This window comes from Panacagrimonas sp., assembly GCF_965216805.1.
Taxonomy (GTDB): domain Bacteria; phylum Pseudomonadota; class Gammaproteobacteria; order Nevskiales; family Nevskiaceae; genus Panacagrimonas.
Genome location: NZ_CBDCGN010000002.1, coordinates 1,837,809 through 1,852,282 on the forward strand (window position 1 = coordinate 1,837,809; position 14,474 = coordinate 1,852,282).

Here is a 14,474-nt window from a genome sequence, read left to right on the forward strand (position 1 = left end):
GACAACGGATGTAGGGGGACCCTGCGGTGGATGATGCTGGTATCGCGCGACGCGCTCTGAATTTCGTCGAAGGAGAGATCGGCTATCTGGCTCGCCTCGACGCCAGGCCTTATCGCTATGTGGACCCGGCACCACCGGATGTCCCTATCGAAATCGGAGATCGCGAATTCCGGATCATGCGCGTGTGCAACGGCTGGCCGCAGATAGCGGAGTTCACGCTCGACGGCGTCGGTTTCGCGATGACCGCCGGGGAGTATCCAACGTCCTTCGGTTCCTTCGAGGACCCGGACGCGGTTCGCGCCGACTACTACGGCGAAATGGAAGCGGTGGTCGTCGCAAAGACCGGCGCCGCACGCGCCATCGCCTTTGACCACAACGTGAGGCATGCCCCGCGTGGCGCCGCCGGTGAAGCGATCGGCAAGCCCGCACGCATCGCTCACAACGATTACACCGACTGGTCCGCTCCGCAGCGCGTCAGAGACCTGCTCGGTGAAAAGGCCGCGGCGGAGGTCTTCAAGCGGCGCTACAACTTCATCAACCTCTGGCGCCCGCTGCTCGAACCGTTACGTGACGCACCGCTCGCGGTTTGCGATGCGCGGTCCGTCGCCGCTGGCGACCTCGTCGTCTCCGACCTGATCTACCCGGACCGCCGTGGCGAGGTCTTCCAGATGTTTCACTGCCCGGATCACCGCTGGTATTACTTTCCCGAAATGTGTCGCGACGACCTGCTGTTCGTCAAGTGCTTCGACTCGATGACCGACGGACGCGCGCGCTGCTCCGCGCACACGGCATTCGACGATCCCACTACCCCGCCGGGTTCGCCGCCGCGATACAGCATTGAGGTGCGGACCCTCGTCATGTGGTGAACGAAGTACGCTCGGCGCGCGGGCACGCGGCGACGCGTTCGCAGGCGGCTTTGCCTTCACGCATCCCACATCGAATGTTGCGCCGGACGCGGCGAGGACTTTCCATTGGAGATCGCATGATGCGGGGGCAGGGAGGGACCGAAGCAGGCCTTCAAAGACCTGCGGCCACTGCGCTCGCGTTTGCGCCTTTGGTTTCCGCCCTCTCCACATCGAGAGAACCGCATCGCGCACTTGATGCGGAGCCGAGCTTCCGGTTCAGGCGGAAACCGCCGCCCCGGTGCGCGTGGACATACTCAGCCGCTGGCCGGCCTGATCCACCGCTGCCTCGGAGAACTCAGCGGCCATGATCTGGCGTGCGGCGGACAGCGTCGCTTCGTCTGCCAGTTCGGGCCGACCGGTGTTGAAGGGTGGCTCGGGTGCGTATTCGACAATCAGCTCGATCAGCCGCCCCGCCGATTCGCCGCCCCATTCGGCGACCAGGCGCAGCGCGAAATCCATACCCGCGGTGACACCGCCGCCGGTGGCGCGGTTACGGTCGATCACCACGCGATCGTCCGACGGGGTCGCGCCGAATTTCGTCAGCCACTGACGCGGGTACCAGTGACATGCGGCGCGGTAACCCCGCAGCAGTCCCGCGGCGCCGAGAACGAGCGATCCGGTACACACGCTGGCAACCCACTTCGCATCTCGGCTGAGGCGCGCAATCGCGTCCAGCAGCGCGGCATCGCCAAGGGCGTCGATCGTCGGCTTCGCGCCGCCTGGAACAAATACAACATCCGGATCGGGCGAGGCGTCGGCGTACGAGTGGGTCGCGACGAACGCCAGGCCCGTGTCCGTCGCGACCGGACCCTTTTCTGCGGCGATGAATTCAAACTGCACACCCGGAACGAACTGCCAGACCGTGACCGGGTTGATCAGGTCGGCGGAGGTGAAGTTCGGGTAAAGGAAGCAGGCAATTTTCATGAAGGCTCTCCGTTAGGGAGCCCCAGTGTCCGGCAGTGGCCGGTACGAGGATGGACGAAGTTCCGTCGATTCAGGACAGATTCGACACGTCTGGATTCGGGTCCGTTAGGCTGGACGCATCGCCTCTTCCGGGATTCATCCATGACGCAGCGCGCTCCGCTGACGGTCGGCTTCTTCGTCACACCCGACTTCATCCTGCTTGATCTCGGTGGCGCCATGGAGCCGTTCCACCTCGCCAACTGGCTGGGCAGCGAGCGCTACCGGATCCGGGTGCTCTCCGCGTCCGGCGGAATGGTTCGGAGTTCCGAAGGGGTCATGGTCGGCAGCGAGCGCGCCGAATTCGACGGGCTCGACACCCTGTTCGTGATTGGCGGCGAGGGTGCGGTGCTGCATCCGATCCCGGTAGAGCAAACCCGTATCGTCCGTGCCGCCTACGACGACGGCATCCGGCGCGTGGCAAGTGTGTGTGTGGGCGCCTTCATCCTTGCCGCGGCTGGACTGCTAGACGGGCGGCGCGCAACCACGCACTGGATGTACGCGCCGGAACTGCAGCGACGCCATCCCAGGGTGCAGGTCGACGGCGATCGCATCTTCACCCGCGATGACCGCATCTGGACGTCCGCCGGCATCACCGCCGGCATCGATCTGGCGCTGAGCCTGATCGAGGAAGACCTGGGCAAGACCGTCGCTCGAACGGTGGCGCGCCAGCTTGTCGTTTACCACCGACGCGCTGGCGGGCAGATGCAGTTCTCTTCGCTGTTGCGCCTCGACCCCGACTCGGACCGCATGCGGCGCGTGATGTCGTTCATGCGTGAGAACCTGGAACACTCGCTGCCGCTCGAACGTCTTGCCGACATCGCCAATCTCAGTGTCCGGCAGTTCGGACGTGCGTTCTTCAAGGCCACCGGCACCACACCGGCCAAACTGGTCGAACGACTTCGCGTCGAAGCGGCCAAGCCACGGATCGAGGAAGGTCGCGAATCGCTGGATATTGTCGCGCGCTCCGTCGGCTTCACCGACACCGACCGCATGCGGCTCGCGTTTCTGCGCGTGCTTGGACAGACGCCGCGCGTGCTGCGCAAAGCGGGATCGGGCAGCAAGCTCGATGGTCCGGGCGTTGCGCCCATGACACCCGCTGTACGCGCAGCGCAACGCGTGAATTGACTGCCGCCGCTTAGGCTCAGAGCTGCGAAATCCCGCCGTCGACCACCAGCTCGGCGCCGACGACATACCGGGAATCGTCGCTTGCCAGGAACAGCGCCGCGGCGGCGATCTCCTCGGGCTCTCCCATGCGGCCGACCGGAATCAGCGCGGCTGCGCCAGCTTGCTGCTGCTTCACCTCCTCAGGACTGAGACCCATCCTGGCCATGATCGGCGTGCGGATGAACCCGGGCGACACCGCGTTGACGCGGATGCGACGGGGCAGGAATTCCTGGGACCAGGTTCTCGCCAGAGATCGCACCGCAGCTTTCGAGGCCGCGGTGAGCGACAGTCCGATCCTGCCGGTCTGGTTGAGGAAGCTGGTGTTCAGGATGACCGAGCCGCCTTCCCGTAGCAGGGGCGAGACGGCCTGCATCGAGAAGAACAGACCCTTGACGTTGGTGTCCATCAGCTCGTCGTAAAGCGCTTCGTCCGTCGTTTCGAGGGGCGACGGCAAGGCCCGGCCGGCGTTCCCGAAGAAAATGTCGAGTGCGCCAAAGCGGTCCTTCACGAGCCGGCTCATCTCCCGCATATCGTCAGCAGAGCGAACCTCAGCCTTGATGATCAAAGCGTCCGATCCGAGCGCTGTCCTGACCTCATCGAACCTGGATTCGTCGCGGCCCGTCACCGCAACCCTGGCGCCTTCCTGCGCGAACAAGCTTGCTGTCGCAAGGCCGATACCGCTCGTGCCGCCAGTGATCAGGGAGGTCTTGCCTGTCAGTCTCATCCTGCCTCCATCGCGATTGGATACGAAGCAGTTTGAGTCCGCGGTCTCGCGAGGAAGGGACAAAACAACGACAAAAAAAGTCGTTTCACAACGCCGGGCATCTCCGATGGTGGTGAGTCTCTGGCCAGCCGGCCTTGGCGCGGAGTTGCGAGAATCCGCCGATATCAAGGGCCGGGAAGGACGAAAGGGGCCATCCGCGCGGTCATGACGCGGCTGCTCTGCGGCATTGGCCGGAAGTGCGTACTCCGTAACGCGGTAGGCGACGCGACATTTGGAGAATCGGGAAACCTCCGAACGGCTTCTTCTTGAGAGCCGCCCTTCGGTCTGCAACGGCAGGATTCGCTAGGACCGCGGCCGTCGGTGCTGGCCATGACATTGCGTCAGCTCGGGCACGCCCTCCCGTCCGTGCCGGCGAAGCCTGCACCCGGATCAGTGTCAGAGCCTTTCGGCGTGCTTATGGAAGAGGATGACCTGTTCGTTCCTGACCCGCGACAGCTCTTTGCTCTTTTCAGATTCCAATCTTTGCGGGTCTTCGTGTACGTCCCAGTAGAACTCACAATGATCGTGGCCCTGCATGAGGGACTTCGGCCGCCGCATGACAGCCTTGGGGTCCATGCCCTCCGTCAGCGGATAGTCCTGGCCGCAGCAGATGAGAAACCCGAGCTCCGGCGCGTCGATGCTTTTGAAAAATTTCGCGAACCCGCAGCCGTCGACTCTCACATAAAACGCGTCTTTCGACTGCTTTTCAATGGTGTAGTCGAATGAATTGTCCACGTTGTAGATTTCCCAAAGCTTCTTGGTCTTGCTCCCGAAGTCGCCGTCCAGCGATTCGAAGATCGATTTGCCCATGGCGCGGAAGTTTTCGCCGATTGCTTCTGAGACTAGCTCGTGAGTCCGTTCGGCGCCCAGCTCTTTCAGCAACGCGCGCACAATGGGAACGAGCACGTCGGCTTGCGCCTTGTACATCTCGAACGGCGTCATCGCCATGGTCTTCTCCTCTGGTGGTTTGGCTGCGCCCATTGATCGGGCGGGGCTGCATCCGTCTCAGTCAACGCGACGGCGAGCGACGACACCCTACCCGGAAGAGTAGTTTCACGTGCTGATGCACACGCCGAACGCGTGGTGGGTTACCGCTGTTGGAGCGAATGCTGCAGACCAGCCGCTGTTGTCAGACGCCCGTATCCAGGGGCGAATCCGGATCGATCCGTAGATGTTCCGTCCCTCAGCGAGCTTTCTGTCTCGAGTGCAGGGCCACACGATGCAGGATGCCCACATCCTGGATGGCAATCTCGTCCGGATTCACGAGCAGGCCGTTGCCGACGGTCATCGAATCGTGGCGGTAGCCGCCGAGGATTCACAGACCCGTGAGCGTCAACTCACCTTGAGGCGGCTCCGCAAGCGGGGCGCCACGATCACGCTGATCTCCGAAAACAGCGATCAGGGGCAGTACCCACCTATCGTCATCGATGCTTGCCGAGAGCAGGGTGCGATCAGCGGATAAGTCGCAGGACTGGTGCGCCGGCCCACGTGGGCAGCGCGTCACACTTTCTTGAGCATCGCCTTGAGATCTGCGAACGGATGTCCCGTAGCGGGTGCGCCCTCGTCTGGCGTCGACGACAACCCGCCTCGCGCGTCCAGGTACCGCGAATGCTCGTTGTTGAACCGCCCCGGTTTTCCCGGAGGCTCGTTGTTGTGAGTCACGCCGCGAGGGCGAGACTCGGGATTTGTGAATAGTAGGCAGCTTCTGCTTCGGCGGGTGGGATGTTGCCAAGCGGTTCCATCAGTCGGCGATTGTTGTACCAGTCCACCCACTGCAGCGTGGCCCACTCGACGTCTTCGCGGCGTTGCCAGGAAGGCCGCCGGTGAATCACCTCGGCCTTGTACAAGCCGTTGATGGTCTCGGCCAGCGCGTTGTCGTAGGAATCGCCCACACTGCCCACGGAAGGTTCGAGACCCGCGTCGGCAAGACGCTCGGTGTAGCGGATCGACACGTACTGGACACCTCTGTCGCTGTGATGCACCAGCCGATCCGGGCCGACCGGTTTGCGCTCATGCAGCGCCTGCTCCAGCGCGTCGAGCACCAGGTCGGTCCGCGCCGAGGACGAAGCCCGCCAGCCGACGATGCGCCGGGCGAAGACGTCGATGACGAAGGCGACGTAGACGAAGCCCTGCCAGGTCGACACGTAGGTGAAGTCCGAGACCCACAGCTTGTTCGGCCGATCCGCCTTGAAGTGACGACGGACATGATCCAGCGGGCAAGGTGCGTTGGCATCACTCACCGTCGTGCGCACCGACTTGCCGCGGATGACGCCACGCAAGCCCAGGCGCTTCATCAGGCGCGCCACCGTGCAGCGGGCCAGATCAAAGCCTTCGCGCCGCAGTTGCCGCCACACCTTGCGCACGCCGTAGACCTGGAAGTTTTCGTTCCAGACCCGTTCGATCTCCGGCACCAGCGCTCGATCTCGCTGGTCCCTCGTAGAACGGCGCTGTGGGTCTGCCTCGCGAGCCGCGTGGGCGTAGTACGTCGACGGGGCAATCGGCAGCACCTTGCAGATCGGCTCGACCCCGTGGACCGAGCGATGCTCGTCGATGAACGCCTTCATCGTTTGAACGGGCGGTCGAGCTCCGCCTGCGCAAAATACGCCGATGCCTTGCGCAAAATCTCATTGGCCTGGCGCAGTTCACGGACCTCGCGCTCCAGCGCCTTGATCCGCTCGCCCTCGGCCGTGGTCAGGCCGGGCCGTACACCGGCGTCACGCTCGCCCTGGCGCACCCAGCGCCGCAACGTCTCGGCTGTACAACCAATCTTGGCAGCAATCGATTCAATCGCTGCCCACTGCGAGGTGTGCTGCGCCGCGTGCTCCGCCACCATCCGGACCGCGCGCTCCTGCACTTCCGGGGAATACTTCGATGCTCTGGTCATGGCTCCATTCTCTCAAGTGAGGGAGCCTCCGAGATTCCCGGGGCGGTTCAGAGGAACCACCGATGACCGAAGAGATGATGAGCCTGCGGGCGCTGTTGGAAAAGAGTCCTGACGCCGATCTGTTGCGCGAGATGATCGGCTTTGCCGGGCAGCGGCTGATGGAGCTGGAAGTGGGCGCGCTGACGGGCGCTGCGTTTGGCCAGAAGAATCCGGAACGGCTGGCACAGCGCAACGGTTATCGTGAGCACGACTGGGAGACACGGGCCGGGACGGTCGAGCTGCGCATCCCCAAGCTGCGCAAGGGCAGCTTCTTCCCCAGCTTTCTCGAGCCGCGGCGAATGGCCGAGAAAGCCCTGACGGCGGTGATCCAGGAGGCCTACATCCAGGGCATCTCGACGCGCTCGGTGGATGACCTGGTGCAGGCCATGGGCGGCAGCGGGATCTCCAAGAGCTAGGTCTCCCGGCTGTGCGAGGAAATCGACGAGCGCGTCCATGCCTTTCTGGATCGGCCGATCGAAGGCGACTGGCCCTACCTGTGGGTCGACGCGACCTACGTGAAGACCCGTCAGGCTGGGCGGATCGTGTCGGTGGCGGTGATCGTCGCGGTGGGCGTCAACGCCGATGGCCGCCGCGAGATCCTGGGCATGGACATTGGTCCGTCCGAAGCCGAGACCTTCTGGAAGGACTTCCTGCGCAAGCTTGCGCGGCGCGGCCTACGCGGCGTCAAGATCGTCATCTCCGACAGCCATGAAGGGATCAAGGCGGCGGTCTCCAAGGTGCTGACGGCAACCTGGCAGCGCTGCCGTCGTCGGCGGGCAAACGATTCACCGGATCGTTTGCTGATCCGCCTCCGCTTCATGCGCAACGTCCTGGCGCACGCCGGGAAAAGCGGACGGCGTGTCGTGTCGGCCTTCATCGCAACGGCCTTCGCCCAGAACGATGCGCAGGCCGCGCGCGATCAATGGCGCAAAGTCGCCGATCAGCTCAGGACCAGCGTACCCAAGCTGGCGGCACTGATGGATCAGGCTGAGCCCGACGTGCTGGCCTACATGACCTTTCCCGCTGCCCATCGCGTGAAGCTGCACAGCACCAATCCCCTGGAGCGGCTCAACGGCGAGATCAAGCGCCGCACGGAGGTCGTCGGCATCTTTCCCAACCAAGCAGCAATCACGCGGCTGGTCGGCGCGATCTTGCTCGAACAGAACGACGAGTGGGCGGTACAGCGCGCTCGTTACATGACCCGCGAGACCCTCACCGAAATGCTCGAAACCCCTGCCATCCTTCTGCCCGCTGTGGCAGCCTGAGCACCGCAGCCCGATCCTGCCAGTAGCCGACCGCTAACTCGACGAGCTACACCACGTTCTGGGACACGACCGTGCCGACAATCTTTTTTTTTGGCAGGGAAGGGTGGAAGCGGTCGCCTCGCAGTACTCTCTCGTCCCGGACCCGCTGCTGCGAGCCGCCTTATTGCTGCTCGGACGAGTATCCGTATGGATGGATGGGCGTCGCTGCCTCTTCGGGGAAGCCACATAACTGACGGGGGTTTGCCGCAACTCCTGTATACGCTGCAAGTTTCGCGACAGACTGGGTTGCTAGTCTGGCTTCCGATGACGATCAACCGTCCGAGGGACCAGACATGCTGCACAGACTATTGCTGCTAGCAGCGCTCATATTGTTTGTATCTGCCTCGCATACGGCGCATGCCCAGGTCCAACTGCAGGCGGAGGGCGCCGTTCGTGGACGCATCGTGGATTCGGTGACTGGACGGGCGGTACCGGCTGCCTCTGTACATCTCATGCGCAATCAGCGGCTTCACGGCACGGTTGAAGCCGATGCCGCCGGAGAATTCTTGTTCGATAACGTGCCGGAGGGCGTGTATTCGGTCGAGGTGGAAGAGCAGGGCTACGTGAATGCCGTGCAGACGGATGTTCGGGTCGTGCTTCGCAGAGTGGCTGTCGTGGACTTTGCGCTAGTGCGTGGAAGCGATGAGGTGATTGACGAAGTGGTAGTCACGGAAGTGGTTGTCACGGCGCGCACGACAGCTGGGGATCCACGGGCGACGCCGAACACCGTGCGGCTGGAGCGGGAGGAGATACGACGTAACCCCGGCAGCGCAGGCGACGTGGTCCGTGCGCTGGACGTTCTGCCGGGCGTCGTCTCGACGGGGGAGTTCTCAAGCTTCACCGTGCGCGGCAACGGGCCGCGGGATAACCTGATCCTGATCGATGGCATTCCTTTCGACAGGGTTGCGCATTTCGACGAGTCGCTCGGCGAGCAGGAAGGCGTCGACGGTGGCGGACGATATTCGATCTTCGCGCCGAACATCATCGGCAGCGCCAAGTTTTCTCCGGGCGGCTGGCGGGCGGCCGAGGGCGGCAGGAATGGTTCCTTGCTAGAACTGGAGATCGCAGACGCCAATCCCGTGAGCTCCACGATGGGCGCGCGCGTGGACATCATCGGAGTGGAGGCGGACTACGAGGGGCCGAGTTACGTCGCCGATAACACCAGCGTGCTGCTATCGGCGCGCCAGTTTGATTTCAGTAATTTGTTCGAAGCCATCGAGGAGCTGGACATCGGCACGCAGCGCCTGACCGATGTCATCGCAAAGTCCGTCACCGAACTGAATGACGATCATCGTCTCGAACTGCTGGCGATTGACGCAAGCGAGAGTTCCAAGCGAACGGTCGAGAACGCGCTGGCGTCCGAAAACTTCGAGGATGTGGGACTTGAGGACACGACGCAGGACAGCAGCTTGCTCGGCGTGACGTGGCGCTGGTCTCCCGGTGACGTCGCGCAGTTGCGCAATACGTTCTACTACCGCAATAGCGACACGACAGGCACTGAGGGTGAGGCCTATCCGGACCTCGCGGGCCCCGACCCGACACCTGCGACGACGCCGGTGCGCGAGAACATTCTGCGCATCGATGAGCGTGAAACCGAGATCGGCTGGCGCAGCGATTTCAGCACGGTGCTCGGATCGGATGGAATCTTCTCCGCCGGCGCGCGGGTCGCTCGCGTGGACCTGGACTTCGACCGTAGTCTCTCCGGCGACTGGATACGGTATGTGTACGAACAGTCGGACTTTCGCCCCGACCCGACACAGCGATACATCGTGCTCACTCCCGCGGAATACGACTCGTCCTTGAGCGCAGCGGAGACGCAGCTTGCCGCGTATGCCGACTACGCCTGGACCCTCGGCGCGTTCACATGGACACCCGGACTGCGCTACGAGCGCGACGGGTTTTCGGATAAGTCCGCCGTTGCCCCGCGCCTGCTGCTGAGTTGGCAGCCTGATGCGCTCACCCGAGTCTGGACCGGGGGTGGCGTGTATCACCAGGCACCGCGTTATCTCGATATCGCGGCCGATCCGTCCAATCTCGATCTGAAGAGCGAGCGCTCCACCCAGTGGGTGCTGGGCTATTCGCGCTACCTGCGCCAGGACCTGCGTTTTTCGGCTGAAGGGTATTACCAGCAGCTCGACGATCTGATCGTGTTTGACGATCGGACCACGAACACCGCGAGCAACATCGGTGAGGGGTCCGCGACGGGCGTGGACCTGATGCTGGCCAAGCGCATGGGCCGCGGCTGGAGCGCTTCGGCGACCTACTCCTACTCGCGCGCGCGCCGCGACGACAATCTCGGCGAAGGCGAATATGCAGCGGATTGGGACCGGCCGCACGCGGTCGGTATCGTCGGCGCCTGGCAGCCGAGCGACCGATGGACCTTCTCGGCGAAATGGAAACATGCGTCGGGCCGACCCACCGACGCGTTCGTCGTGCACAGCGACGTGTTGGGAGGCGAGGGTCCCCTGCGGTTCTCCAAGGAGCTGACGCGCACCAATGCCGAGCGCCTGCCTGCCTATCATTCGCTCAGTCTGCGCACGGACTACCAGCGCCGCTTCGGCCCGGTGAGCCTGGTGGCTTATCTGGACATCTTGAACGTTTACGAGCGCGAGAACGCCAACGGTTATGAATGGGACGAACGTCGCGGCGTCAACATCATTGAAGGACTCGACGAGGCGCTGCCCACCATCGGGATCAGGTTCGAATACTCCTGGACACCAGGCGAATGAGCGGATCACCGAGTCTGTCCATTGAGATCGGCCATTGAGATTGCTCATCATCGAAGATAACCAGCGCCTCTGCCAGGCCGTCGCGGTGAGCCTGCGTGCGCAGGGATTCGCGGTCGATACCGCGGCCTCGGTATCTGAAGGCCTGCAGGTCTGGCAAGCGGCGGACTACGACGCCGCCGTGCTCGATCTCATGCTCCCCGACGGCAGCGGTCTGGATGCGCTGAAGCAAATGCGGCAGCGAGGCAACAAGACGCCGGTGCTGATTCTCACCGCGCTAGGTGCGATCGAAGACCGCGTGCGCGGTCTGGATGGCGGCGCGGACGACTATCTCGTCAAACCCTTCGCCATGCAGGAGCTCATCGCTCGGCTGCGCGCGCTATTACGTCGTCCGGGTGCGGCATTGGGTCGCACGCTGACGCTCGGTAACGTGAAGCTCGATACGTCTGCACGAATCGCCACCGTCGCCGAGACGCCGCTCGATCTGACGCGCTCGGAGCTGATCGTGCTCGAAGCGCTGCTGCGCAATCAGGGACGTGTCATCTCCAAGGAGCGGCTTGCCGAATGCCTGTACGATTTCGAGCAGGAGCGCAGTGCGAATTCGGTGGAGACGCAGGTGCACCGGTTGCGCAAGAAGCTCGCGGCTGCGGGCGCTGATGTGTCGCTCCGGACCTTGCGCGGTCTGGGCTATCTAGCCTCCTGATCGCAAATCGATGCGCGCACCATCCCTGCTCCGAGCACTCGTCGTTCGACTGACCCTCGTGGTCCTGCTGGCGCTAGCCGGTAGCTGTCTGGTCTTGTACCTCGAATTTCGCGACGGGCTGTGGGGTCTGGAAGGCCAAAGCATCGCCGTCCAAGTGCAGGACCTGCGCGCGTCTGTCGTGTCGGAGACGGGATCGCCGCGTCTCGAGTTGCCACCGTCCCTGCAAGCGTTCTACGCCCAGCCGGATTCATTGAACGGTTATCAGTTGTTGAGCGCAGAGGGCACGGTGCTGGAGTCGGGCGGCTTCACTGCGCCTTATCTGCCATTGCCGATCGCTCAAGGCACTGGACAGATTGTCATGCAGCGGGAAACCGATGCCTTGTCTGGCAACAAGGTCATGGCTGCCTCGCTCGATATCGATCACGCTCACGGCCCATACTGGCTGCGTGTGGTGCGCGATCTCGAAGACGCAGAGAGTCTGGTCAGCCAGCTCATGCTCGGCGCATTGGAGGAGTTGTATTGGTCGATTGCGCTGCTGCTGAGCGCCGTGGTCGGCGTCGTGGTCTTGACGGTACGGTCATCGCTTCGCTCCTTGCGTGCCGTCTCGCATCAGGCATCGAGGTTGTCGCTGCATCGTCTGGACGAACGTTTGCATGCCAAAAACCTTCCTCGGGAGCTCGTCCCGCTGGTTCAGGCCGTCAACGACTCGCTTGATCGGCTCGAAGCCGACTATCGCGTGCAGAGGGAATTTTCCGCCAACGCCGCACACGAGCTGCGCACCCCGCTGGCGACGTTGCGAGCCCGACTCGAGTCCCGCTTTTCGGCGCAGGAGCTGGGCGATGTTGCGTTCGAAATCGAACAACTCGCGCGGCTCGTTGAGCAACTGCTTTGTCTTGCGCGCCTCGATTCGCAGGAACAGTTCCAGTTTGCCGTGTTCGACGCTCACGCCGTTGCGCTGGAAGTGGCTCGGGAACTGGCGCCTCTCGCACTCGACTCGGGGCACTACGTGACCGCCGCGACGCCCGACGCGTCCGTGCCTGCGCACGGGAACGCAACGCTGACACGCTTGGTCTTTCGCAACCTGATCGAGAACGCGATTCAGTACACGCCCGCCGGCACCACGATCACGCTGTCCGCTGACGCTGCCGCTGTGATCATCGCCGATGATGGGCCCGGAATCGCTGCGCATGCCGCTGCGTTCCTGTTTGAGCGGTTCCGCCGCGGTCTCAATGCCTCAGGCCCCGGCGCGGGTTTGGGGCTCGCCATCGCGAAGCGCATCATGGAGCGGCAAGGCGGACGCCTGTCGCTTGATCCGAATGCGGCCCGCGGGGCGCGTTTCGTGGTGGAGTTTCCCAAGTTGTTGGCGCGCGCTGAAAACTGACCAGCTGGGGGTTCGGCGGCGCGGGAGATCGCGTCCGAGCTTATGTGTGTGCTGGTCTTCGCCGTGCTCAAGATCACGGAGTACGTCGCAGAAGTCGGTGCGGGCTATACGCCAGGGACCAACCTGTTTTTCACCTACTACTTCGTCCTGACCGGAATCCACTTGCCGCACGTGCTCATCGGCGCGCTGCTGCTCTTTTCGCTGTGGCGTGGCCTGCGTGGACCCAAGCCCGGTATCTCTGCAGGTTTCGCGGAAGGAGCGGGCATCTACTGGCACATGGTGGATCTGCTGTGGGTGGTGCTGTTCCCGCTACTGTACCTCTCGAGGCTGGCATGACGTCTTTCATTTCCAGCCGGATATGGATGGTGTGGCTCGTACTGGTCGTCGCCGCGCTGTTCAGCTGGTGGACCGCGGCGGGCCGCCCTTTCGACACGTCCACTGCGCAGCTCGGCGGCGCCATCGCGGTCGCTATCGGCTTCTGCAAGACCTGGCTGATCGGCAAACACTTCATGGACCTTTGCGACGCGCGACCCCTGCTGCATTGGGCCTTCGACCCCTGGACGGTCCTGATCGGAGGCGTCGTCGTCGCGCTGGTGCTTCTCCGACGGGATGCCCAGGCGAATTTACTGATGTCCGGACGGACAGGCGCGCGATACCGGCCAGTCGCCGAACGGTGACGGCTTCGTGCAGGTGCGCGTCTACGTGCTCGGTCACCCGTCGCAGCGCCGCGCCGGAGAGACCGCTGGCCATAGCCGGCACCAACCGGAAGGGCGACCGTTCCGGCTCCGACGCGCCCTTGTCGAATGGAGGCGTCATGGCAAGTGATCGAGAGGCGTCGCGCGAGTCCGACGCCTACGCCGCTGCACCGGGAAGGTCGAACACCAGCACCTCGGCGTCCTGACCCTGTTCGACGATCAGCTCGCGCACGTCCTCGAGCTTGAGCGCGTCACCCGCCTGCAGGCGCACGCCGTCGGCCGTGATCGTGCCGCGCGCCACATGCACGTAGGCGCGTCGTCCCTGCGCCAGCGCGAGTGTTGCGGTTTCGGCCCCATCGAACAGGCCGGCGTACAGCCGCACATCCTGGCGCACCAGCACCGAACCCTGCGCGCCATCGGATGAAGCGATGAGTCTGAGTCGGCCGCGCTTCTCGTCTTCCGCGAAACGCTTTTCCTCGTAGCTCGGCGCGATGCCCTGCACGTCGGGCTGAATCCAGATCTGCAAGAAATGCACGGGCTTCGAGTTCGAGGGATTGAACTCGCTATGCCGGATGCCGGTGCCCGCGCTCATGCGCTGCACATCGCCCGGGCGAATGACCGAGCCGTTGCCGATGGAATCCTTGTGCGCCAGTTCGCCGGCCAGAACGTAACTGATGATCTCCATGTCGCGATGGCCGTGCTCGCCGAAGCCGGCTCCGGGTACCACACGGTCCTCGTTGATCACGCGCAAGGGGCCGTATTCCACGTGTTCGGCATCGAAGTAATCGCCGAAGGAGAAGCTGTGATGGGAATTGAGCCAGCCGTGGTCGGCATGGCCGCGGTCGGCATGGCCGCGGTCGCTGGCGAGTCGGATCTGGTTCATGGTGCTGCTCCTGTTTGTCGTTTGCCTGGAATGATAATAGGCTCAGGAAAGCGGATTAAAAAGC

Annotated in this window: 13 protein-coding genes, 1 pseudogene and 1 other annotated feature; of the genes and pseudogenes, 9 read left to right on the plus strand and 5 right to left on the minus strand. The window is 63.6% G+C overall.

The window, feature by feature from the left end:
• Window positions 1-26: 26 nt before the first annotated feature.
• Window positions 27-866 carry a CmcJ/NvfI family oxidoreductase gene (locus tag ACOOHP_RS08755; RefSeq protein WP_420466068.1) on the plus strand — a complete coding sequence of 280 codons (840 nt, stop codon included), beginning with the start codon at window positions 27-29 and terminating at the stop codon, window positions 864-866.
• A 255-nt stretch (window positions 867-1,121) separates the two neighbouring features.
• Here ACOOHP_RS08755 and ACOOHP_RS08760 read toward each other — a convergent pair whose 3' ends face one another.
• Entirely contained in the window at window positions 1,122-1,829 is a 708-nt protein-coding gene (locus ACOOHP_RS08760) for a DJ-1/PfpI family protein (RefSeq protein ID WP_420466069.1), read from the minus strand.
• 141 nt (window positions 1,830-1,970) lie between these two features.
• Here ACOOHP_RS08760 and ACOOHP_RS08765 point away from each other — a divergent pair, with 141 nt between their 5' ends.
• The gene (locus ACOOHP_RS08765; RefSeq protein ID WP_420466070.1) at window positions 1,971-2,993 is read left to right on the plus strand and encodes a GlxA family transcriptional regulator; all 1,023 of its coding nucleotides are present in this window, start codon (window positions 1,971-1,973) and stop codon (window positions 2,991-2,993) included.
• Between the two features lie 16 nt (window positions 2,994-3,009).
• On the opposite strand, the gene ACOOHP_RS08770 is transcribed toward ACOOHP_RS08765, so the two are convergent.
• Together ACOOHP_RS08770 and ACOOHP_RS08775 are read right to left on the minus strand one after the other, a co-directional pair.
• Complete coding sequence (locus tag ACOOHP_RS08770; RefSeq protein WP_420466071.1) at window positions 3,010-3,756, minus strand: SDR family oxidoreductase; 747 nt, start codon at window positions 3,754-3,756, stop codon at window positions 3,010-3,012.
• Window positions 3,757-4,191: 435 nt separating this feature from the next.
• Complete coding sequence (locus ACOOHP_RS08775; protein ID WP_420466072.1) at window positions 4,192-4,743, minus strand: L-2-amino-thiazoline-4-carboxylic acid hydrolase; 552 nt, start codon at window positions 4,741-4,743, stop codon at window positions 4,192-4,194.
• A 223-nt stretch (window positions 4,744-4,966) separates the two neighbouring features.
• Here ACOOHP_RS08775 and ACOOHP_RS08780 point away from each other — a divergent pair, with 223 nt between their 5' ends.
• Window positions 4,967-5,257, plus strand: a complete 291-nt coding sequence (locus tag ACOOHP_RS08780) for a LexA family protein (RefSeq protein WP_420466073.1) — start codon at window positions 4,967-4,969, stop codon at window positions 5,255-5,257.
• A 196-nt stretch (window positions 5,258-5,453) separates the two neighbouring features.
• Here ACOOHP_RS08780 and ACOOHP_RS08785 read toward each other — a convergent pair.
• Window positions 5,454-6,679, minus strand: a protein-coding gene (locus ACOOHP_RS08785; RefSeq protein WP_420466000.1) for an IS3 family transposase whose coding sequence is annotated in 2 segments (ribosomal slippage) — window positions 5,454-6,394 and window positions 6,394-6,679 — 1,227 coding nt in all. Because the reading frame shifts where the segments join, the coding sequence is not laid out codon by codon here.
• Window positions 6,285-6,401 (minus strand) — a sequence feature (AL1L pseudoknot). It overlaps the preceding gene by 117 nt.
• A gap of 62 nt (window positions 6,680-6,741) precedes the next feature.
• Here ACOOHP_RS08785 and ACOOHP_RS08790 point away from each other — a divergent pair.
• From ACOOHP_RS08790 to ACOOHP_RS08815, 6 genes and pseudogenes are all read left to right on the plus strand, one after another.
• Window positions 6,742-7,983, plus strand: a pseudogene (locus ACOOHP_RS08790) (IS256 family transposase).
• Window positions 7,984-8,315: 332 nt separating this feature from the next.
• Window positions 8,316-10,751, plus strand: coding sequence for a TonB-dependent receptor (locus ACOOHP_RS08795; protein WP_420466074.1), 2,436 nt, complete (start codon window positions 8,316-8,318; stop codon window positions 10,749-10,751).
• Between the two features lie 40 nt (window positions 10,752-10,791).
• On the plus strand, window positions 10,792-11,451 hold the full coding sequence (locus ACOOHP_RS08800) for a response regulator transcription factor (RefSeq protein ID WP_420466075.1): 660 nt from the start codon (window positions 10,792-10,794) through the stop codon (window positions 11,449-11,451).
• Between the two features lie 10 nt (window positions 11,452-11,461).
• Window positions 11,462-12,832, plus strand: coding sequence for a sensor histidine kinase (locus ACOOHP_RS08805; protein WP_420466076.1), 1,371 nt, complete (start codon window positions 11,462-11,464; stop codon window positions 12,830-12,832).
• A gap of 48 nt (window positions 12,833-12,880) precedes the next feature.
• Complete coding sequence (locus ACOOHP_RS08810) at window positions 12,881-13,168, plus strand: cytochrome c oxidase subunit 3 (protein WP_420466077.1); 288 nt, start codon at window positions 12,881-12,883, stop codon at window positions 13,166-13,168.
• A complete protein-coding gene (locus ACOOHP_RS08815; RefSeq protein ID WP_420466078.1) occupies window positions 13,165-13,509 on the plus strand; it encodes a cytochrome C oxidase subunit IV family protein in 345 nt (114 codons plus the stop codon). The genes ACOOHP_RS08810 and ACOOHP_RS08815 overlap by 4 nt, the downstream gene beginning before the upstream one ends.
• A gap of 175 nt (window positions 13,510-13,684) precedes the next feature.
• Here the strand turns inward: ACOOHP_RS08815 and ACOOHP_RS08820 are convergent, their stop codons facing one another.
• Window positions 13,685-14,410 (minus strand): pirin family protein, encoded by a 726-nt coding sequence (locus ACOOHP_RS08820; protein WP_420466079.1) that lies wholly within the window; start codon window positions 14,408-14,410, stop codon window positions 13,685-13,687.
• Window positions 14,411-14,474 lie beyond the last annotated feature (64 nt).